17 protein-coding genes are annotated in these 19866 nt (G+C 54.9%); 3 read left to right on the top strand and 14 right to left on the bottom strand.

What is annotated here, in order from left to right; all coding sequences use genetic code 11:
* Positions 1-2: 2 nt before the first annotated feature.
* Positions 3-755: an IclR family transcriptional regulator gene (locus MKY12_RS01485; RefSeq protein WP_036723784.1), complete on the bottom strand. Its 753-nt coding sequence runs from the start codon at positions 753-755 to the stop codon at positions 3-5.
* Between the two features lie 285 nt (positions 756-1040).
* On the opposite strand from MKY12_RS01485, the gene MKY12_RS01480 reads away from it, so the two are divergent.
* Both MKY12_RS01480 and MKY12_RS01475 read left to right on the top strand, forming a co-directional pair.
* Positions 1041-2039 carry an alpha/beta fold hydrolase gene (locus MKY12_RS01480; protein WP_245368518.1) on the top strand — a complete coding sequence of 333 codons (999 nt, stop codon included), beginning with the start codon at positions 1041-1043 and terminating at the stop codon, positions 2037-2039.
* Between the two features lie 188 nt (positions 2040-2227).
* Complete coding sequence (locus MKY12_RS01475) at positions 2228-3415, top strand: Fe-Mn family superoxide dismutase (protein ID WP_339312620.1); 1188 nt, start codon at positions 2228-2230, stop codon at positions 3413-3415.
* Between the two features lie 647 nt (positions 3416-4062).
* On the opposite strand, the gene folE is transcribed toward MKY12_RS01475, so the two are convergent.
* From folE to MKY12_RS01450, 5 genes are all read right to left on the bottom strand, one after another.
* Positions 4063-4656 carry a GTP cyclohydrolase I FolE gene (gene folE / locus MKY12_RS01470; protein ID WP_036723782.1) on the bottom strand — a complete coding sequence of 198 codons (594 nt, stop codon included), beginning with the start codon at positions 4654-4656 and terminating at the stop codon, positions 4063-4065.
* 60 nt (positions 4657-4716) lie between these two features.
* Positions 4717-4962: a YneF family protein gene (locus MKY12_RS01465; protein ID WP_036723780.1), complete on the bottom strand. Its 246-nt coding sequence runs from the start codon at positions 4960-4962 to the stop codon at positions 4717-4719.
* A gap of 113 nt (positions 4963-5075) precedes the next feature.
* The gene (gene queG / locus MKY12_RS01460; protein ID WP_339253363.1) at positions 5076-6272 is read right to left on the bottom strand and encodes a tRNA epoxyqueuosine(34) reductase QueG; all 1197 of its coding nucleotides are present in this window, start codon (positions 6270-6272) and stop codon (positions 5076-5078) included.
* 35 nt (positions 6273-6307) lie between these two features.
* On the bottom strand, positions 6308-6925 hold the full coding sequence (gene lepB / locus MKY12_RS01455; RefSeq protein WP_081751075.1) for a signal peptidase I: 618 nt from the start codon (positions 6923-6925) through the stop codon (positions 6308-6310).
* 204 nt (positions 6926-7129) lie between these two features.
* Positions 7130-7549 carry a GNAT family N-acetyltransferase gene (locus MKY12_RS01450; protein ID WP_036723776.1) on the bottom strand — a complete coding sequence of 140 codons (420 nt, stop codon included), beginning with the start codon at positions 7547-7549 and terminating at the stop codon, positions 7130-7132.
* Positions 7550-7966: 417 nt separating this feature from the next.
* On the opposite strand from MKY12_RS01450, the gene MKY12_RS01445 reads away from it, so the two are divergent.
* Positions 7967-8575 carry a superoxide dismutase gene (locus MKY12_RS01445; RefSeq protein ID WP_339253361.1) on the top strand — a complete coding sequence of 203 codons (609 nt, stop codon included), beginning with the start codon at positions 7967-7969 and terminating at the stop codon, positions 8573-8575.
* 199 nt (positions 8576-8774) lie between these two features.
* Here MKY12_RS01445 and MKY12_RS01440 read toward each other — a convergent pair whose 3' ends face one another.
* The 8 genes from MKY12_RS01440 to MKY12_RS01405 are packed head-to-tail and all read right to left on the bottom strand — an operon-like array spanning position 8775 to position 19848.
* Positions 8775-11441, bottom strand: coding sequence for a glycoside hydrolase (locus tag MKY12_RS01440; protein WP_339253359.1), 2667 nt, complete (start codon positions 11439-11441; stop codon positions 8775-8777).
* 15 nt (positions 11442-11456) lie between these two features.
* Positions 11457-12470, bottom strand: coding sequence for a carbohydrate ABC transporter permease (locus tag MKY12_RS01435; RefSeq protein ID WP_081751074.1), 1014 nt, complete (start codon positions 12468-12470; stop codon positions 11457-11459).
* 22 nt (positions 12471-12492) lie between these two features.
* Positions 12493-13392, bottom strand: coding sequence for a sugar ABC transporter permease (locus MKY12_RS01430; RefSeq protein WP_209877854.1), 900 nt, complete (start codon positions 13390-13392; stop codon positions 12493-12495).
* Complete coding sequence (locus tag MKY12_RS01425; RefSeq protein WP_339253356.1) at positions 13392-15968, bottom strand: DUF5696 domain-containing protein; 2577 nt, start codon at positions 15966-15968, stop codon at positions 13392-13394. The genes MKY12_RS01430 and MKY12_RS01425 overlap by 1 nt, the downstream gene beginning before the upstream one ends.
* Before the next feature lie 18 nt (positions 15969-15986).
* Positions 15987-16610 carry a Yip1 family protein gene (locus MKY12_RS01420; RefSeq protein WP_339312618.1) on the bottom strand — a complete coding sequence of 208 codons (624 nt, stop codon included), beginning with the start codon at positions 16608-16610 and terminating at the stop codon, positions 15987-15989.
* Complete coding sequence (locus MKY12_RS01415) at positions 16597-18039, bottom strand: tetratricopeptide repeat protein (protein WP_339312617.1); 1443 nt, start codon at positions 18037-18039, stop codon at positions 16597-16599. The genes MKY12_RS01420 and MKY12_RS01415 overlap by 14 nt, the downstream gene beginning before the upstream one ends.
* A gap of 19 nt (positions 18040-18058) precedes the next feature.
* Positions 18059-18922 carry a carbohydrate ABC transporter permease gene (locus MKY12_RS01410; protein WP_076085569.1) on the bottom strand — a complete coding sequence of 288 codons (864 nt, stop codon included), beginning with the start codon at positions 18920-18922 and terminating at the stop codon, positions 18059-18061.
* 5 nt (positions 18923-18927) lie between these two features.
* Positions 18928-19848 carry a sugar ABC transporter permease gene (locus MKY12_RS01405; protein WP_235191816.1) on the bottom strand — a complete coding sequence of 307 codons (921 nt, stop codon included), beginning with the start codon at positions 19846-19848 and terminating at the stop codon, positions 18928-18930.
* Positions 19849-19866: the final 18 nt, after the last annotated feature.

The raw sequence follows: 19866 nt of genomic DNA, 5'->3' as shown, positions 1-19866 counted from the left end.
GATCAGCCCATCATTAGGCCCATTTCAGCAGCAGCCTCAGCCAAAATGACAGCATATTCCTCCAGGGTCTCCCGCGACAGACGGCTGACCGGGCCGGACATCGAGAGCGCTGCTACCACGCCCCCGGCCCGTCCGGCGATGGGCACAGCCACGGCTGCCGCTCCCGGCTCCCGTTCCTCGAAGCTAGTTGCATAGCCGCAGCGGGTGATCTCCTTCAGCTGCTCCAGGTACTGGCTGCGGTCTACACTGTCCGGCCATGCGGGGTCGGCCAGCAGCCGGACCTGCACTTCCGGCGGCGCGTAAGCAGCCAGAACCTTGCTTGATGCGCCTACCGAGAGCGGCAGCCTTGCCCCGATCTGGGCTACCCGGCGGATAGCCTGCCGGCTCTGCACCGCCTGAATGCGCACACGCTCCAGATTGTCGCGCAGATACAGGCTGACCGTCTCTCCCAGGCGGTCACGCAGCCGCTCCATGGCGGGCAGCAGAAGCACCGCCGGCTCGTTCAGCGTCGGGAGATGTGTGGACAGCTCCCAGATGCGGATGCCCAGGCGGTATTTGTCCGTCCCCTCATCCCGCTGCAGGAAGCCCTTCTCCTCCAGTGTGGTCAGCAGGCGGTGCACTGTGCTTTTATGCAGGCCTATCTTCGCAGAGATCTCCGTCAGACTAAGGTCGTAATCATCATTATCCTGAGTAAAGCACAGTAATATATCCAGCGCACGTTCTACGGCGCGTACAGTCAGCTTCCGGTCTTCCACCCCGATCTCCCCTTCACATGTTTCACCTATTGAAACCCGGTTACATAATTATTAAGATATCCCTATCTTAGTGCAAAAGCCTAAATAAAGTCCAGCAGATTCCGTATCCATAATCAGCCGTCCGCAGTTTACAGTTACATTACAAAAGAACCATTTCCATTGACTTTGTAAGGGCATAAATTTACGATTAAATATATGAACTATTCATGCTCTGAATCTTGAAACTTTCCAGGAGGGGACCTTATGAATCTGGCAACTAGTCATCCCGGCGCGCCGGTCTCCCGTATGCCTAACGAGGGTAAGCCCGCTTCGTCACCACTAATTCCACTTCGGATGATACGCGTCAAGCACATCATTGTGGCCCTGCTGTTATCCGTATTCTTCTTTTTTGTATTCTGCTTCATCGCCCTGCATGCCTATATCGCCTGGGTACTCTCGAATCCTACCGTAGCCCCACTCTACTCCAATCCTTATCAGGCCAAGGGGCTCGCCTACGAGGATATCAGCTTCCCTGCCAAGGACGGCAGCCGGATGATGGAGGGATGGTATATTCCTTCCAAAGGAGCCACCAAAACTATTGTTTTCAGTCACGGCTATGGTGCGAACCGCGAGGAGAGCTGGGTTCCCATGTATGATCTGGCCCACTACGCGCACAGCCTGAGATTCAATGTCGTCATGTTCGACTACGGCTTCGCCTCCAAGACCGACAGGGATATCGCAACCGGCGGCAAAAAAGAATCCCAGCAGCTGCTCGGAGCCATTGAGTTCGCCAAGGAGCAGGGGGCAGACCAGATTGTGGTCTGGGGCTTCTCGATGGGCGCAGGCACCGCCCTGCAAGCTGGACTTGTAACCAAAGATGTGGACGCGATGATTCTGGACAGCACCTTCCTGCTGGAGCCGGACACCCTGTACCATAACATCAAGCAGAACATCAATCTTCCCCGCCAGCCTTCGCTGGAGATTATGGAGATGCTCTTCCCGGTGCTGAACGGCACAGGACTGAATCAGATTCCTTACTCCAAGGTCAAATCGGAGGATTATCCGTTCCCGGTACTGTTCATGCACGGCACCAAGGACGATAAGGCACCTTATCCGATTGCCGAGGAGCTGGCGGCGAACCAGAGCAATCCGTATTCGGATTCATGGATCGTGGAGGACAGCCATCATGAGCTGCTGTTCCGCGAGCACCCGCGTGAGTATCTGCGGCGGGTATCCGCTTTTCTCGGGAATGTGCAGCTAGCCCAGATCAGCGGGAGCCAAGGCAACCCCACCGCAAGCAAATAGCATCTTATCGTTACCTACGGCATGTGCAGATGTATCCTGTGATACATTCTGTGCATGCCTTTTTACTGTGCGGGGCACAGGACCTCCAATCCATCCGCCGCAATTCCCCTCGCAGGCCAGTCTCATAAGCTGTCCTTCTCCGGCATATAATGGACCGATGAAACTTTAGGACGGGAGGACTGCATGTCATGCCATATGTATTCGTTGCACCGCCGCCAGTACAGATTCTAGGGGAGATTGCCTTCTGGAAAAATCAGGAGAAGGAGCATGCCGAGGTCCTGATCCTGATCATCCCACGCCTGGAGGAGCCTTATGTAAAGCTGCTGGAGGACTGGGCCATTGTCTTCCTGGCTACAGAACAGACGGCGCAGCAGCTGCTCGCTAGTCCCCAGGCACCGGACGCAGGCGGTCCGGGGAGTCCATCTGCCGAAGCCGGGCTGCTGCTGCACACCGCCTGCGACCAGTCCGCCGAATTCATCCGGCACCTGAAGGCCATGAAGGAGGCCAGCGCCGCCGTCAATGCCTTCCCCCTGGCGGGAACCACGCTGCTGCACTTCATCCGGGAGTCCGAATACTTCCTCGCTGTACTGGCCGCTATGGCTCCTGCGGACTACGGACCCGGGATGCTGCGGATGAATCCGCCGGAACAGGCTGAACCCGCTCCTTCACCCGCTCCTGCTGCAGGCGGAGACAGTCTCCAGGGAACAGGAAGCTTCGCAGTTCCGTTATGGGAATCCCGCGAGGCAGGCTCGGTTCCCATCGGCGGGCATACGCTTCCCCCTCTGCCTTATGCCTATAATGCTCTGGAGCCGTATATTGACGAGAAGACGATGATCATTCATCACGACAAGCATCACCAGAGCTATGTAGACGGGCTGAACAAGGCGGAGAACAAGCTGGCGGAAGCGCGCCTGAGTGGCGACTATGATCTGGTTAAGCATTGGGAGCGGGAGCTTGCCTTCAATGGGGCCGGACACTATCTGCATACGATCTTCTGGAATGTCATGTCCCCGCAAGGAGGCGGCCGCCCCTCCGGCGCCCTGCTGGACGCTATAGAACGCAGCTTCGGAAGCTATGATGCCTTCAAGGCCCAGTTCACTGAGGCCGCGGGTAAAGTCGAGGGCGGCGGATGGGCTATTCTGGTCTGGAGCCCGCGCAGCCGCAGACTGGAGATTCTGACGGCTGAGAAGCATCAGAATCTGTCCCAATGGGATGTCGTTCCGCTGCTGGCGCTCGATGTGTGGGAGCATGCCTATTACCTCAAGCATCAGAACAACCGTGCAGATTACATCCAGGACTGGTGGAGAGTCGTGAACTGGCCTTATGTCGCCGAGCGCTACGGGGCTGCCCGCAAGCTGGTCTGGCAGCCTTTCTGAGGCTCTGTGGTGTATTCGTTTTCCGCATACAACAAGCCCGCGCACCTTCAGCGCGGCACATTGTATTCGTCTTTCGCATACGTTCTGATGAACTTCTCCCTCTCATGGCGGCGTTCTGTGTATCTCAGGCCAATTCTGAGGTTGTTCACTCTCACCAACTGCTTGTATGGAGTAGCATTGTTGCACTTCTTGCAGGATTTCTCTAAATTTATTAGAAGCTGTGGAGTATTGGGTCACACACCTTCGCGCGAGCACAATGTGTGCTGTTTTTCACACACATTTAGGCCGTGTGCCTGCTTGCGAGACAATGTATGCTGTTTTTCACATACATTCGGTCCGTGTGCCTGCTAGCGAGCATAATGTATGCTGTTTTTCATATACATTCGGGCCGTGCGCCTGCTTGCGAGCACAATGTATGCTGTTTTCCGCATACATTCGGGCCACATGCCTGCGCGCTAGCAAATGTATGCTGTTTTTCATATACATTCGGGCCACAAGCCTGCGCGCTAGCAAATGTATATTGTTTTTCGCATACATTTGAGCCACGCACCTTCGCGCGCAAAAGCCCGCCGCCACTGTTGAAGTGGCAGGCGGGCTTTTGCGCTTGCAGGGCCGGTCCGGCAAGCTTATCCTTCACGGCTCCGGCTTTATTCCTTGATCAAGGCCAGGAATTCGGCCCTTGCCGCAGCGTCCTCACGGAAGGTGCCGCGGGTGGCCATCGTAACCGTCTTGCTGCCCGGCTTCTTCACACCCCGGGCACACATGCACAGATGCTCCCCTTCGACTACAACCATGACACCGTGCGGATTCAGCACCTCGGTCATGATGTCGGCGATCTGGGCTGTGATGCGCTCCTGCACCTGTAACCGGCGGCTGACCGCTTCCACGAGCCGGGCCAGCTTGCTGAGTCCAGCAATGCGGCCGCTGGGCACATAACCGATATGCACCTTGCCGAAGAATGGAGCCATGTGATGCTCGCATTGGCTATAGTAGACAATATCCTTCACAATGACCAGCTCTTCATGAGACTCGTCGAAGGTGACGCCCAGCGCTTCACGCGGATCAACGGAATAACCGCCGAAGATCTCTTCATACATCCGGGTCACTCTGGCCGGTGTTTCCAGCAGGCCTTCACGGCTCGTATCCTCACCGATTAATTCCAGAATCTTCTCTACATGATACTCAATCTGCTCACGGTTTACAGAAACCTTCCCGTTCTTGTACTCCTTGATGCCCCCCATGAAAACTCCCCCCTTCCGCACCTGCAGCTGACTCTTATCTATTTCATACGATCATCATTATTACTTCTTGCGGGACTGTCCTTTGCCCGCAGCGGGACGCCCCGGCGGATTGCCGTTCTTCATCATCTGCTGGGCTCGCTGCATTTGCTTCCCGTTCAGGTTGTACCCCATTTGCTTGGCAACCTTCTGCAGCATTTCAGGATCATTCTGCATCGTTGTCATCTGTCTGCGCAGATAATATACGCCGATGAAGAATCCGCCGATCAGACCTACCACAAGCGTAATAATAGGCAATGCAATATTCATCTGTAATCCACCTTTGTACTCTATTGTCTGGCGATAACCCTGTTCAGGCACGCGAATCTATCATAGCATTTCAACAACTGGACAGCAATTGGCAAATCCCGCTGGCAGCCGGTTCATTTCCCGTCCGCTGCTCTCTGCTCGCGCAGCTTGCCTGCGGCCCGCTCCAGCATGTCGCGCACCGTAGCGTCCGCTTCGCTCTCCAGCGCCTGCTGGACTGCCGCAAGCGCTTCTTCGCCGCCGATGCGGCTGAGCGCCCAGGCAGCCGTCCCGCGCATCACCGGCCGCGTCTCCTTCAGCACAATCTCAGTCAGCTTCGGCACGGCCGATGCCTCCTTGAAGTTACCCAGCGCGATGACCGCATTGCGCTGGATCGGATTCTTGCCGCGCCAGGCGGCGGAGCTGCTGCCGAATTTCTCCTTGAACCCCCGGTTGCTGAGGTCCAGAATCGGCAGCAGCAGCGGCTTGACCACCTCCGGGTCAGGCTGGAGCTGCGGGCGGTGATTCCAGTTCTTGCCACGGTTCTGCGGACAGACAATCTGGCAGGTATCGCAGCCGTAGAGCCGGTTCCCGATCTTGGTCATATAGTTCTCGCTCAGGAAGCCCTTGGTCTGGGTCAGGAAGGAGATGCAGGCCTGGGCATTGAGCTGTCCCGGTCCGACCAGCGCGCCGGTAGGGCAGGCATCGATGCATTTCGTGCAGTCACCGCAGCCCTCCTGCACCGGCTGGTCCGGAGGGAGCGGGAGATTCGTCACCATCTCCCCCAGATAGATCCATGATCCCCACTTGGGAGAGATAATCGCACAGTTCTTGGCACTGAAGCCGATCCCTGCCCGCTCCGCTACTGCCCGGTCTACCAGCGCTCCCGTATCCACCATGCTCTCCAGCACAGCATCCGGGACACGCTCACGGATGAAGCTCTCCAGCTTCGCCAGCGCTTCACGAAGGACATGATGGTAATCCTGGCCCCAGGAGGCGCGGGCCAGAATGCCTCTGCGTGCACCCGGCTCGGATTTGGGCGGATTCTCCATCTTGGAGGGATAGGCCACGGCAATCGCAATGATGGAGAGCGGCTGCTCCCCGGACTGGAGGGCGGGAATCGTCCGCTTGTCCAGGTCAGGCTCCTCGAAGCCGGATTCGTACCCCTTGTCCCGATGCTCCTGAAGAATGTTCTTCAAATATAAAAACGGCTCCGCAGTGGTGAACCCGATATCATCGATACCGAGCGCAGCTGCAGCCGCCTTAATCTCAGCCTTAAGTTCCTCCCATTTGGAAGGAGGCGGAGCGTAGCCTTTCTGGATGTTGAGATGCATATCCGCCTCTCCTTTATAGATTGAATAAGGTTGCTCTACAGGGCCTTCATCTTAGAGAGAGGCCACCAGATCAGGGAGACCTTACCCACAATACTCTCCCCTGCGACAGCGCCGAAATAACGGCTGTCCTTGCTGGCTCCGGCATGCCGGTTGTCCCCCATGACGAAGTAGGTCCCCGCTTGCACGGTCAGACTGCTGAAATCGGGATCTTCTATAGATGTATCGATATATGGCTCATCCAGCAGCTTGCCGTTGAGATAGAGCTGCTGGTTCCGTACTTCAATAATGTCGCCGGGAATGCCGATCACCCGCTTGACCAGATATTCCTTGCGGCTGGGTCCCGTACTGGGATCATGAAGGACGACAACCTCCCCGCGGCCCGGATTCCCGAAGCTGAGGGCGATTTTATTAATAATCAGCTTCTCCCCCTGATAGAGGGTAGGCTCCATGGATTGGCCGATTACAGTTGACACGTTGAACACATAGATATTAAGCAGCGACATCACAGCGAACACAATCCCCGCCGTAATGATCCACTCCCGCATATCCTTGATCCATGTTCTTCGGGACTTCTGTCTGGACTTGTTATGCGTCACTGATCTGTATCTTTGTCTGCGGCTCCGCATGAAATCTTCTTCAAGCTCCCGGTTCATAGGCCACCTACTTGCTTCGATTGGGTTATCCGTTCCTTAACAATAGAAAAGCATATCTCCCGCCCATTTGCAATGGACATAGGGAAGATATGCTTTAGTATAATGAAACAGACTATGCAGGAATACCCATATTCAAAGTATCCGCCCTGCAACAGTTCTCTACTCTGACCTTTGATTCCGCTTACAGCAGCGGTTCAACAACAGTTACCCGACAATGCTCAGCTTGCGCACGGATTTGAAAATGTGGTTCTCGTCATAACCCATGGCTTCATATAGAGGCATTGCAAAAGAATTGTGTTCATCGACGGCAACATAAATGCCGCTGACCTTCCGCGCCTGAAATCTGCTCTCCATAGCCGTTACAAGACTCTTACCGACTCCTCTGCGGCGGTAATCCGGATGGACGGCAATGCGGAAATAACAGCCGTGATTCTTCTCAATCGTACCAATCAGCGCACCGATGATTTCTCCTTCATCCTCAGCAACTACAATGAGATCAGAATCCCATGACAATTGCCTGGAGAAAGGCTCGATCGTGCTCTCGAAACATTCTTCCGATAATGCGGTCTGCAGCAATTCAGTCACTGGAGTTACATCGCTTAATTGAAAGGAACGAACGTGCATACTTTCAAGTCTCCCTTTTCTATGGCTTATGATTTTACAAAAAGAAGGAGTTTCCATAACAGCATAAAGTGGAAAAAAGCATCAAAAACCGAGGAATACCTGCTTTTGTCTCTATTAAAGCACACTTTTCTCGCGTTATCATCATTTTTCTTTTGAAAGCGCTTGATATGAAGCGTTTACATTCAATATAGTTTCATATTTAACATCTATTAGGAGATTACAGTAGTCAAAACGTCCCGGTTACGAAGCCTCACTAGTTTAACACAGCCTTAACACTTTCAGTGAGCTGCGGGCGGGAAAATACTTTTTAAACATTTTTGTTTATTTAATGTTGCATTATTGTTCCAGATGCGTTTTAATAATAGTATCTCAACGGATATATACCCAAACCAACATATAATCAGGAGGGATTTTTCCATGGCTTTTCAATTACCGGCACTTCCGTATCCGAACAACGCACTTGAACCACACATCGACGCATTGACGATGGAGATTCATCATGACAGGCACCATAACACTTATGTGACGAACCTGAACGCCGCACTGGAAAAGGCACCCGAACTGCAAAACAAAAGCATCGATGAGCTTCTGACCGACCTGAACGCTGTACCGGAAGCGATCCGCACAGCGGTCCGCAACAACGGCGGTGGACATGCCAACCACACCCTGTTCTGGGAAGTGATTGGACCGAATGGCGGCGGCGCACCAGCCGGCGCACTGGCTGCTGCCATTGACAGCGAGCTGGGCGGCTTCGATAAATTCAAGGAAGACTTCGCGGCTGCAGCTACTACACGCTTCGGCAGCGGCTGGGCTTGGCTCGTGGTGAAGGACGGCAAGCTTGCCGTAACCAGCACACCGAACCAGGACAACCCGATCAGCGAAGGCGCAACTCCAATCCTCGGCCTCGATGTATGGGAGCATGCCTACTACCTGAACTACCAGAACAAACGTCCTGACTACATCAAGGCGTTCTGGAACGTAGTGAACTGGGAAGAAGTCGGCAAGCGTTACGAAAGCGCGAAATAAGCATCTGCCTTCAGCATGATGCTCTAAGCAAACAGGTTCACCTCTGCCGTAATGGCGGGGGTGAACCTGTTTTTATTTAAAATATAAGAATTTATATGTTCCACACGATAACTTATCCTTCTATTTCTCGCTGAAACGGTACCGTCCTTTAAAAGGACGGCAATGCCGTTTCCACTTGCCACGCTAAGCCAGGCTGAATTCACTGCCTGAACTTGGCGTTCAGAGCGTCGTACTCACGCCGGGTGACCGGAATTACCGTTCCATGGCGGGGGCTGGCCGGCAGCTCATAATCAGTGGATACCGTCCACTTACCCGAATCAAGATCTTCCGTCTCCAGCGGGATGTACCCTCTCCCTCCGAATTCATCCACAAACAGATACCACTTCTTCTCTGTATTGGATTTGAACAGGGTTGGCCCTTCAATGCCCTTTAGTCCGCCGACACTCCCGCTTAGCAGCTTCACCTCAGGCGCAAATATTGAATCCAGGGACTCCTGGAACACCATTTTGCCAAAAGGCGATTCCGGGCCTTGCTCGCGCTCATCCTTGGTGAATCGGTAAATCTTCCCGTTATATGCCGCCATAGTGGTATCAATGATCGAATACCCGTAGTCCATATAGACCTGCGGCTCTGTGAACGCGCGGAAATCGCGTGTCTTGCTGTACAGGATTGTCTGGTAGGCGTCCCCGGTGTGAGTAGAATCGGTGTACATCCGCGAGGCCCAGAATACGATATATTCTCCGCTCTCCTGGTCATAGATCACCTCAGGTGCCCAGGTATTCCCCGCTTCCTCAGGTGAGACCTTGGCTTCCCAAGGCTCCGACCAGTCCACGAGATTATCCGATTCCCACACGATAATCGCCCGGCTGCCCTGTGTCTGGGCTGCGCCCCAATCCCAGTTGCCGTTGATCTTCAGATCGGTGGCGATCAGATAGAACTGTCCACCTTCAGGTGAACGGATGATGAAGGGATCTCTGACCCCCTTGTTGCCTAAGCTGGACCTAAGCACGGGCTTCCCGCTATTCAGCTCCTTCCAATGCAGCGGGTCATTGCCTTCGCTGAGGGCGAAGTATACCTGCTCGCCGTCCCCGGTCCCTTCGCCTGTGAAATAGGTGAACAGATAGCCCGCATAGTCCGCCGCCGCCGGAATGTCCTGTGCAGCTTGATTTCCGGTAACCTGAGTTCCGGCAACCTCACCCGGCTGGCCTGCCTGCTCCTCTAGCTCCGGCCCGCCTGCCACCAGGGTCACCACCGACTTGGCCGGGATAACGGCCTGGAATACCTGCTCCCCATCTGCTGTCCCATCAGCAGCTACATCAACGGCCAGATCCTCACTGCGGGCCAGATCCAGCTGCATATTGGTTACATAGGAACGCAAGGCAGATGCCTTCAGTCCCAGTCCGCTCAAGGTGAGCTGCACCCGCTTCTCCTCCAGGCTGTCATTCACCAGCACCGCCGTCATGCTCTGCTCCTCCTCGTGTACATAAGCAGAGCCGAGCAGCTCGCTTCCGGCGTCCTGGCTCAGACCGGAGAGCGCAATCCGCACCGCTCCGGGGCGGATGAACTTGCTGTAATTGCCTAGCGACCACAGGATCTTCGAGGTCAGGATGTTCTGCCCGTCTCCAGGCTGATTGTAGTCGGTGTACAGCAAGCCGTCCTTGTAATCTACCTTGGACACTGCGGTCCACCACTGCCATGCGGCTGCATCCGCCTCGGTCAGATCGAAGTGAATGGTGCGCGCCACCTGCAGCGCGGGCTCCATCCCCAGATCCCGTCCAGGGCCATAGTCGCCCATAATGCAGTATTCGGTGACCCAATATTTGGCCTGCGGATCATATTGCTTCAGATTGCGCTCCAGCAGCCTTCTTAGCTTCACCAGCCGGTCGTCGCCAGAATGACTGTAGTCGGACCAGTAGGAATGCGAGGCGATCTTGTTGCCTACCGCTTCCTTCAGCACAGGGTCACCCAGCAGGTCCTTAATGTATTCCCGGTATTTTCCCAGCCCCAGGCTGTTAGCCCCGCTGGAGTAGACGCCGCTGCCCGTGAATTCCCGGTAGTGTTCATCATCCAGCAGAGAGGTAATCTCCACCCCGTCCGGGGCACTGATCTGCGCTTCCAGCCCGCTGGCACGGAGCTGGGCATGCAGCTCCAGAATCACCCGCTTCAGATCGTCATTGTTGTACCGGCTGGCTTCCTGCTGCGCATGATTCCAGTCCCAGGTCGGCTCGTTAACGGGGCTGATATAATCGAACTCCAGCCCTTCCTGCTTGAAATGCTCCAGCACCTCAATCAGGAAGGAGGCGAAGGCCGCTTCATAGCCTTCCTTCAAATTACTGGACCCTACCTCCGGATCAGGCTGGGCATGGCCGTTGCCGGTCATCCAGACCGGCGGGCTGTTGACGAAGGCAATCAGGGATTCGACTCCGCGCTCCTTAGCCGCCCGCAGGAACCACTGCTGGCCGTCCTGCCTGCTCCAGTCGTACGGCGCTTCCTCCGTTATTTTGAAGGCTTCCGTTCTACGCCACGGATCTGGAATGATTGCCTGATCGGTCTCCGCCGAGCCTGCGCCTATATTGAAGCGCCAGGCCGACAGCCCGATCCCTCTGCTGCGTGAGAACAGCAAATCTGCCACCTTGTTCTTATTCTCTTCGGTCCACTCCTTCCCCAGGGGGTCCATGGACCAGGCGTCGGACGCGCCAAAGTTATCGATAGTCTGATAGCGGACATTGCCGTCTATCGTCACTGCCGCATCCGGCGGTTTCTGGTGCTGCACAGGGATTTCCTCCTCTTTCCTATTACTGAACAGAATCATAACAACACACGCTAGAACAACGCCGGTAACCGCCATAGCTGCCAGCCGCTTCATGCTCCTATCCTCCTCCTAACCGACCAGACCGGACCGCTCCACACTCTCTACGAAATGCCGCTGAACGAATACATAGAGAATAATTAGCGGCAGAATCGCCATCAGCACACTGGTATTCATCATCATGGACATGAAGAACGGGTCCTGAACGAGCGAATTCGCCGCCTGGCCGCCGCCTGTCATGTAGGTAGCAATGCCGTAGCCGGCCGATGACATCATCGATGACATGACCTTCGGTTCATTCAGATACATGTTGGTGAAGAATGAGTCATTCCACTGCCACACGAAGGAGAACAGCATCACCGTTACCATAGACGGAATGGCATTGGGCAGAATCACCCGGGCGAAGGTCGTGAAATAGCCCGCTCCGTCCACATAGGCCGCTTCCTCAATCTCCCGTGGAATGCCCTTGAAGAACTGGCGGAAAATATAGACATACAGCCCTGTCTTAACGCCCATCCCGAGCATTGAAGAAATAATAAACGGCCAATACGTGTTAATGAGATTCGCCGGCTTCCCCGTGAACAGCTCAATCAGGCCGAACAGGTCAAAGTTCTTGAAGTGCAGGTACAGCGGGATCATGATTGTCTGGGAGGGGACAAGAATCGTAAAGATCACTGCCGCGAACAGCAGCCCGCTCCCCTTAAACTTAATCCGGGCAAAGCCGTAACCGGCCAGCACACAGATGATCGTCTGAAGCACCATGACCGCTGAGGACAACAGCATGGTATTCCGCAGTACTGCCGGATAGTTCATCGCCTTGAATACGAGCCTGAAGTTCTCCAGGGTGAACGCCTGCGGTACCCAGATCACGGTGGAATCATACAAATCGTCCATACTTTTGAACGCAATCGACAGCTTCAGCAGGATTGGGTACAGAATGACGAACGATATGCCGAAGACCAGCACAAAACGGGCGATCACCCACAACCATTTTTTTGAAAATTCCACCCAATAGGCGGCCGAAGCCAGCCGGTGCAGCTGCTCTTTCTTAGAGCGGTGCGGCATTGCTGCGGTCTCTGTCTTCATGAATGCTCCTCCTTCCAAGCCGCTAGTCTTGATAAAAGACTTTACGTGAGATCAGCGCCGTCGTTACCCACAACAGCAGCGCGATGATAGCAAAATACATCCAGGACATGGCTGCGCTCAGCCCGAAATTGAAGCTCTTGAACGCTGTATCCACCACCATCCGGCTGGTCTGGTCGCTGATGAAGCTGTCGATGATGGTATAGACCAGATTCGTCAGGATCAGCGGGCCGATCATCGGAAACGTAATTTTCCAGAAGGCCTCGTAGCCTGTGGAGCCTTCAATCTTCGCCGCCTCATACAGGGAAGGGGAGATCGATTGCAGCCCCGCCAAAAAGATCAGAATCTGCACGCCCGATTGGCTGACAATCTCATAGATCCGGCTCACCGCTCCAGTCAGATACTGCACCACGGTGGGGCTCAGACCGGATTCGATCAGCAGCGTGGTCAGCTCCAGATTCTTGATCACCGACAGGCCTCCGCCCGTGGAATCACTGGCGCTGCGCACAACGGACTGCATCAGATCCCCGTTCTCAATGCTGGCAATAATGCCCGAGGCCAGAATGACCGGCAGGAAGAAGATGGCCCGGGCCAGCACCCTGCCATGGAACTTCTGATTGAGCAGCACGGCGAAAAACAGGCTGAAAATCAGAATAAGCGGGGTGTTCAGCACGATATTCATCACGGATTCCGTTAATGTCCGGACATAGGATTCATGGGAGAACAGCGCCTCCCGGAAGTTCGCGAGTCCGATATACTTCAGCGTGAAGCCCTCATCATTGACCTGCAGGTTACTGAGGCTGAACCGCAGGGAAGACAGCAGCGGCGTCAGGAACAGGAAGCAGAAGCCCGCGAACCAGGGAAGAATAAAGTACAGGCCGTAATATCTGTTTTTTTGCTCCAGGGACAGCTTCTTAAGCTTCATTATGGCTGCTCACCTCCTACCCGGTAATTCCGTCCGTCTATGGTTACTCCGCCCACAGTCACCGGTGCACGGTTATAATTCACTATAATTGCGGTACCCGCTTCATAGGTCGTCTGATAGACACCGGCCGCAAGCTTCTTATGCTCCTTGATCGTCTGGGACTGGACACTCTTCAGTACACGGCTCAAGGCCTGATACTGCCCGGCTGCCTGGTCAATCCAGCTGCGGTAATCGGCTGAATACAGCCGGTCGAAGCCTGTCATCTTGATATTAGAGGGATCTGCATAGAACCAGGTATAATAAGGTGCGCTCCCGGTCTCCAGCGCCTTCAGCAGGCTGAGTGATGCATCCTGATCGTCAGCCATATTCCAGGCGGTTCCGGCATATTGCAGATAGCCGTGGTACACCATCTGGAAGAAGGGGATGCTCTCATCCGTAATATTGAACCCGCTGCTCTGCATGGGCGCAGCCACTATATGACGGGCGAAGGGCGCCGCGTACGCATTGCCGCCTTCCACCATCAAGCGGGGCACCGAGCTGCTCATGCGCTCCAGCTGCTCCTTGACGATTCCCTCGGCCCGCTGGCGGTCCACCAGATCCTCCGCATTGAAATCGGAATTCAACCCGCTGCCGAGATCCCGCAGGGACAAGCCGTCCACTCCAAGCGCTGCATAATCCCCGAGGAAGCCGTCTACCACACCCGGCAGTACCCGGGGGCTGACGACATAACCGGAGGGCTGCTTCACATCCAGCTTCAGCATGGAGAAGTCGAAGGGATACGTATGCGCCAGCTTGCCCGTAATCAGCCGGGAGGCCTGTGATTTACGTAAGCCCTTGGCTTCCGGGAAGGTCTGCAGGAACGAAGCATCGGGATACAGTGTAATTCCCTTATCCTGTGCGTAAGACTGCAGCTCCTGAAGCCCTTTTGCCCCGCCAAGCTTGCTGTCCACCGATACGCCCTTCGGGTAATTATGGTTGATGCCGCCGTTGAACCATCCGGTATACCGCAGTTGAATGTCCCCGATCCCCTTCTCCTGCATCTGCTCCAGAATGACCTCGGCCTCCTTGAAGGAAGTAAGCGGCTCATAAGCGCTGTAAGGAATGCCCAGGAAGAATTTCTTCTTCGGAATGCCGCCGATCAATTCCAGGTAGAAGGGAACGTCCTCTGCCCCTTCCAGCCTTGCCATCCCGGTATGTTCGATTAAGTACTCCCGGTATTTCGCAGCCATGCCTGAATAGCTGGCTTCCTCCTGATCAAGGAAGCTGTACGCTACAGTGATATCTCCGGGGAAGATACCTGCCTGAAATTGCTTCACCGTACTGGAGCGCCAGCCGTTGGTCAGCGTCACTTCCTCCAGACTGCCCAGCGTATAGCTGGAGAAGACATAGTTATACTGATTCAGCCGCCCGCTGACGTCTGCCTCCACGGCTGCAACCGCATCTCCGCTCTCGATCACCGCCAGGAAGCCGCGGTCCTGAACCTTCATACCAAATACAGGCAGCCGTGCGGTCTCCTCCTTTTGCACTTGCCCCAGCTGGGTCAGCGCAGCATCCGGCCCGTACATCGCGGTACGGTAAGGGGTTGCATAGAGCTTGTTATTATTGAAGTGTATCAGCGACCCGGAGCCGTCAGGCACCAGGCTGTAGCCTTCATCCTTCGTCCCGCTCGCCCCAAAAAACGGAAGCAGCGACAAACTCTGAATATGCATATTATCCGGATAACGGACCTTATCGCCCGGGATGCTTACCCGCAGCAGCTTCCCGTCCAGCCGGTATTCCAGGGGAAGCGTCACCAGAGCGGCTCCGTCCTCCTCTTCACCGTAGGCCGCCTTATCGATGGCGATTTGCGCCTCATCATAGCCGATCTGCCCGAACAGGGAGGTTACCTTCTTCAGCCCCACTCCCTTGAAGGAGGTATCCCTTCTTTCATACCGCTTGTTCGGCTCATCGTACCTGAACCGCTTCTCAATCTCCTTCTTGTCACTGTCCTTCTCAAGGCGCCCGATGATCAGGGTACGGAAGCGTTCTTCACTGATGTATTTGGGAATGCCGTCGATATTGCTCTTGACCTCCCCCAGCGTATACACGATATTCAGGCTGTCGCCCGATTCCTCGATGGTGAACTGGCTGCTCTGCACACTGTGGGTGTAGTTGTCGTAGTTCATCAGATTGCCCTTGCTGTCATAATAGGTCAGCTCCACCTGCACATTCAGCTTGGATTTGTTATATCCGGTGGCGACAGCATCCTGTTCGCGGTCCTGCGGGTTAGAATACCAGAGCGCTCCGCTCTTCTTATCCTTAACGGCGATCTCCGTGGTCATCTGATTCAGATACAGGGTCAGATATTCGTTGTCCAGTGCCTCCTTCATGTCTGCGGATAGCTCCGGCGATTTCGGGGTCGGGGTGTCCTGCACGCTCTGCGCTGAGGATTGTATCGCTGCTTCGGATGGTTTCGCTGCTTCAGACTGTACCGCCGATTCAGCTTCAGGTGCGGATTCGGCCAAGTCCGCGTACGGCAGGACGGCTGCGCCGCTGAGCATAAGCACAATTGCAATGATGGTTAGCTTCTTCTTCAAAGCCTGGCTCCTCCTTTCTTATCCGCGAAGTGAAAGCTCCTGGTAGACGGTGTAGACAAAACTGACAATTTGCTGGATCAGATTGAAGAACAGCAGGCCCAGGAAGATGATAATGCCCACCACGGCCAGCGTCAGCAGCATGGTTGTAATCGTTTTGAGCACCGTGTACTGATGAACCGTCATGGTCCCGATGAACAAGAGCCACACGAACCACAGCGTGGCCAGAGCATCCAGCAAATGATAGAAGGAAGCCTCCCGCAGCGTAATCACGTTGCTGAGCAGGATATTGGGAATGTTGATCAGAATCAGCGGAAGCAGGGCGTAGCCTGTCGTAATGACGATCTCCCCGAACTTCCCCTCCCCGTCCATCAGCGTCGTCAGCGACCAGTTCGCCAGGCACCAGAGCAGGAACGGGAAAATAATATACTTGAGCTCATTGATGCTGTTCAGTGCTAGCGGGTGATTATAATTGACCACATAGCCCACATACTGGCGCTTCACAATCATGGTCAGGGTAAGGGCGAGAAGAATGCCCAGTGCCATACGCAGCTTGCCCTTATTCTCGTATTTCAGATCCCAGAATCCGTCGAAGGGGTGTACTGCTACATGCAGTGAATATTTAATGTCCTTAAGAAACAGCATCCTGGACCCTCCCTCCCTTTCTCGACCGCTTCACCAGGCGGGCAATCACGTAGCCGCCCAGCAGCACGGCAATCATTCCGGTCATATAGATGCTGAAGTGATCGCGCATATACTCCCTGCGGTATTTCCCCAGTGCCTTGGAGTAATATTCACGGTCATTGCCCAGCTTCAGATAGGTCATAGCCTCCTTGTATTCGCCTTGGCGGAGCAGAGATTTGCCGATGCCGACATACGCCATCTCATAGTTGGCGTCCAGCTTCAGCACCTCCCGCCACAGCTTCGCGGCTTCATCATGCTTGCCGGAGCTGTACAGGGTGTTGGCTTCATTCACCATGCTGCCGAACCGGGTCACCGTGAACTCGGTAATTCTCCCCAGATCACGGTCCAGCACATAAATCGCATTCTCATAGCTCTCCACCGCCGCCGGGTTCTTGAATGTGCCGAGCTGGCTGCCCAATTGGCCGATTACATATAGCAGCTTGCCGTCCTCATTGTAGGTGAAGATCCGCCCGCGCGTGGCGTCCAGTGCCCGGTAGACCCCGTTTCCGGTCACATCAATGTCAATGAAGGCGGAGCGGTCCTTACTCAGATCTCCGATCGGTGGAATCTCCCCGCCAACCCGCAGGACATCGATGCCGGAGGGATTCAATCTTTTTACCGGAGAGAAGGTCTTCTTATCCACCGTAGTGGTATAGATGAAGCCATCCTCATCGACATCGACATTATTGAATTCCAGCGGAATGAACTGCACCATCTTCTCGCGCTGCTCCTTGGTCGATACCGACTTCCAGAACAGATCCACAGGATCAAACTGCACCTTGTTCGTGCCCATGAAGCCTGTGAACTGCCCGTCGCTGTCGAACTCGATCAGCCCTTCATAGACCCCTCTGCCGACCACATAGATGCGGCCTGCCTTATCAACAATCACTTTCAGCGGAAAATACTCAAAACCCGCTCCGATCACATCCGCCTTCGGCGCCCCGATCTCCCGCACGAAGGTCCCTGTGCCGTCCAGCTCGACCAGCCGTCTGTTCTCCGTATCCGCCACGTAGATCCGGCCGGCGTCCGTCACGAAGAGACCTTCCGGGTTATTGAAGCTGTCCTTCTTCTCCCCGTTCCGGAAGCCTTCGATGACACGGAGTGTGTTCCACTCCTTATCCAGCACCACAATCCTCCCGTTCCCGGAATCGAGCACATAGAGCAGCCCTTCCGCTGAGACAAACAGGTCTCCCGGAGCGGTCCAGGCTCCCGTCCCTGCCTCCAGCCCGCTGATGGCCCTCGAAGGAAGATAAGCAATCGGCGACTGAACAGCGTCTCCCCAGTAGGAGTAGGTATATCCTTCATACGGTGCAGCCCCGGCCGGCCTAGGACACAGGCTCACAAGCAGCAGCACGGATACAAGCACCAGTATCGATGACTTTATTCTCAACCCTAACGCCTCCATCGCTTCAGTCCTTCATGCCGGACGAAGCCATCGTCTGAATCACATTGCTCTGTGACAGAATGAACGTCACAATCGGCACGGTCATCATAATCACCGCCACCGCGGCTCCGACTCCTGCACGGGCGATCCCGCCCTGAATAATCTGGCCCATCGCGTAATGCAGCGTCTTGAGCTGCTCGCTGTAGATGAAGCTGCCCCCGTCCGTGCCCCATAGCATCTGCATCATCAGAATGAGCAGCGTCAGCCAAGCCGGCTTCACCAGCGGCATGACAACCTGCCAGAAGATGCGGTATTCACTTGCCCCGTCTATCTTCGCCGCCTCCAGCAGCGCATCCGGGATCTGCTCCATGAACTGCTTCATGAGATAGAGTCCCAGCGGATAGGCAAAGGCAGGAACGATAACCGCCTGGTAGGAGTCCATCCAGCCCAGAGCGGACATAATCATATAGTTCGGTATCGCGGTGACATGCGGCGAGAACATCAGCGACAGGACAACCACGGTGAACAGCACCTTGGAGCCGCGGAATTTATGCTTCGCCAGCGGGTAAGCCGCCGCCGAGGCCAGCAGAATATGCCCGGCTGTACCGGCAGCGGTAATGAATACCGTGTTGAATATATATCTGGAGAACGGCACCCAGGAATTCTTCATCACCTGAAACAGATTGGCGAAGTTCTCAAGCGTGGCATTGCGTACAAACAGCGTAGGCGGGAAAATAAACAGCTCATCCAGCGGCTTGAACGCATTGTTAATGACATAAATTAACGGAATCGCCATGAATGATCCGAATCCGGCCAGGGCCAGGAACAGCAGGGCGTCGACCTGCCAGGAACGGTTTACTTTTTTGTTCAGACGTATCGCCAGCTTCATCCCGCTTATTCACCCACCCTCTTCAGCAGCTTTTGAACAATCAGATTGCTGCCCAGCATCATCACGAACAGCACGGTGGCAATCGCCGAGGCATAGCCCATCTCGAAGCGGATCGTACCGTAGTCCACCAGATGGGTTACAATCGTATGCGCCCCGTACTGCACACTCGGGAAGCCTGCCAGCGCCATAGCCACATCGGCAACTGCCAGCGACGCAGTGATCTGAATAACCGCGCCGAACATCAGCTGCGGGCGCATGGAAGGGAGCGTAATGAACCACAGCTCCTGCCAGCGGTTTTTGACACCGTCCACAGCCCCTGCTTCATACAGCGTCTTGTCAACGGTCTGCAGTCCGGCGATGAAGGCCAGGAAGCTGGTCCCGAGGCTTAGCCAGAGCTGTACCAGCATGATGATCCCCAGCATATACTTGGGGTCCTGCAGCCATTGGATCGGCTCATAAATTACGCCAAGCTGCATGAGAAGTCCGTTGATGATCCCGTAGGAGTCACTGGAGAAGATGATCTGCCAGATGAAGAATACATTCCCCGAGATCGACGGCGCAAAAAAGATCAGGGTCATAAACGCCCGCAGCTTGGGATTCAGCTCATTGATCAACCAGGCAAACAGAAAACAGGCGATATAGCTGACCGGTCCGGTAACGACCGAGAAAATCAGTGTATTCTTGACCCCGATCAGGAACACATCATCGTTCCAGAGCAGCTTGGAATAATTCTCCCAGCCGATCCAGCGCGGCATCTCCAGCATATTGAAGTGCGTGAAGCTGAAGATGATCGAAATCGCCACCGGCAGTACGGTAAACAACAGAAACAGCACCATATATGGAGCCAGCAGGACGTACAGGTGCTTATCCCGCCGCACATCCTTGCCGAACAAAGCCCAGTAATTACGCAGCCCGGAAGGGGACAGCCGGGGCTGAATCAAGGG

This window comes from Paenibacillus sp. FSL M7-0896 (assembly GCF_037975415.1).
GTDB classification, from domain to species: domain Bacteria; phylum Bacillota; class Bacilli; order Paenibacillales; family Paenibacillaceae; genus Paenibacillus_AQ; species Paenibacillus_AQ silagei.
This window is presented reverse-complemented; position numbering and strand designations above follow the sequence as displayed.

Bases quoted from the DNA above. Each gene is read 5' to 3' on its own strand.
- queG (WP_339253363.1), bottom strand. From the start codon at position 6,272: ATGCATCTCAACATCCAGAAAGGCTACGCTCCGCCTCCTTCCAAATGG.
- MKY12_RS01430 (WP_209877854.1), bottom strand. From the start codon at position 13,392: ATGAAGCTTAAGAAGCTGTCCCTGGAGCAAAAAAACAGATATTACGGC.
- MKY12_RS01435 (WP_081751074.1), bottom strand. From the start codon at position 12,470: ATGAAGACAGAGACCGCAGCAATGCCGCACCGCTCTAAGAAAGAGCAG.
- MKY12_RS01450 (WP_036723776.1), bottom strand. From the start codon at position 7,549: ATGCACGTTCGTTCCTTTCAATTAAGCGATGTAACTCCAGTGACTGAA.
- MKY12_RS01480 (WP_245368518.1), top strand. From the start codon at position 1,041: ATGCCTAACGAGGGTAAGCCCGCTTCGTCACCACTAATTCCACTTCGG.
- folE (WP_036723782.1), bottom strand. From the start codon at position 4,656: ATGGGGGGCATCAAGGAGTACAAGAACGGGAAGGTTTCTGTAAACCGT.
- MKY12_RS01475 (WP_339312620.1), top strand. From the start codon at position 2,228: ATGCCATATGTATTCGTTGCACCGCCGCCAGTACAGATTCTAGGGGAG.
- lepB (WP_081751075.1), bottom strand. From the start codon at position 6,925: ATGAACCGGGAGCTTGAAGAAGATTTCATGCGGAGCCGCAGACAAAGA.
- MKY12_RS01440 (WP_339253359.1), bottom strand. From the start codon at position 11,441: ATGAAGCGGCTGGCAGCTATGGCGGTTACCGGCGTTGTTCTAGCGTGT.
- MKY12_RS01420 (WP_339312618.1), bottom strand. From the start codon at position 16,610: ATGCTGTTTCTTAAGGACATTAAATATTCACTGCATGTAGCAGTACAC.
- MKY12_RS01445 (WP_339253361.1), top strand. From the start codon at position 7,967: ATGGCTTTTCAATTACCGGCACTTCCGTATCCGAACAACGCACTTGAA.
- MKY12_RS01465 (WP_036723780.1), bottom strand. From the start codon at position 4,962: ATGAATATTGCATTGCCTATTATTACGCTTGTGGTAGGTCTGATCGGC.
- MKY12_RS01410 (WP_076085569.1), bottom strand. From the start codon at position 18,922: ATGAAGCTGGCGATACGTCTGAACAAAAAAGTAAACCGTTCCTGGCAG.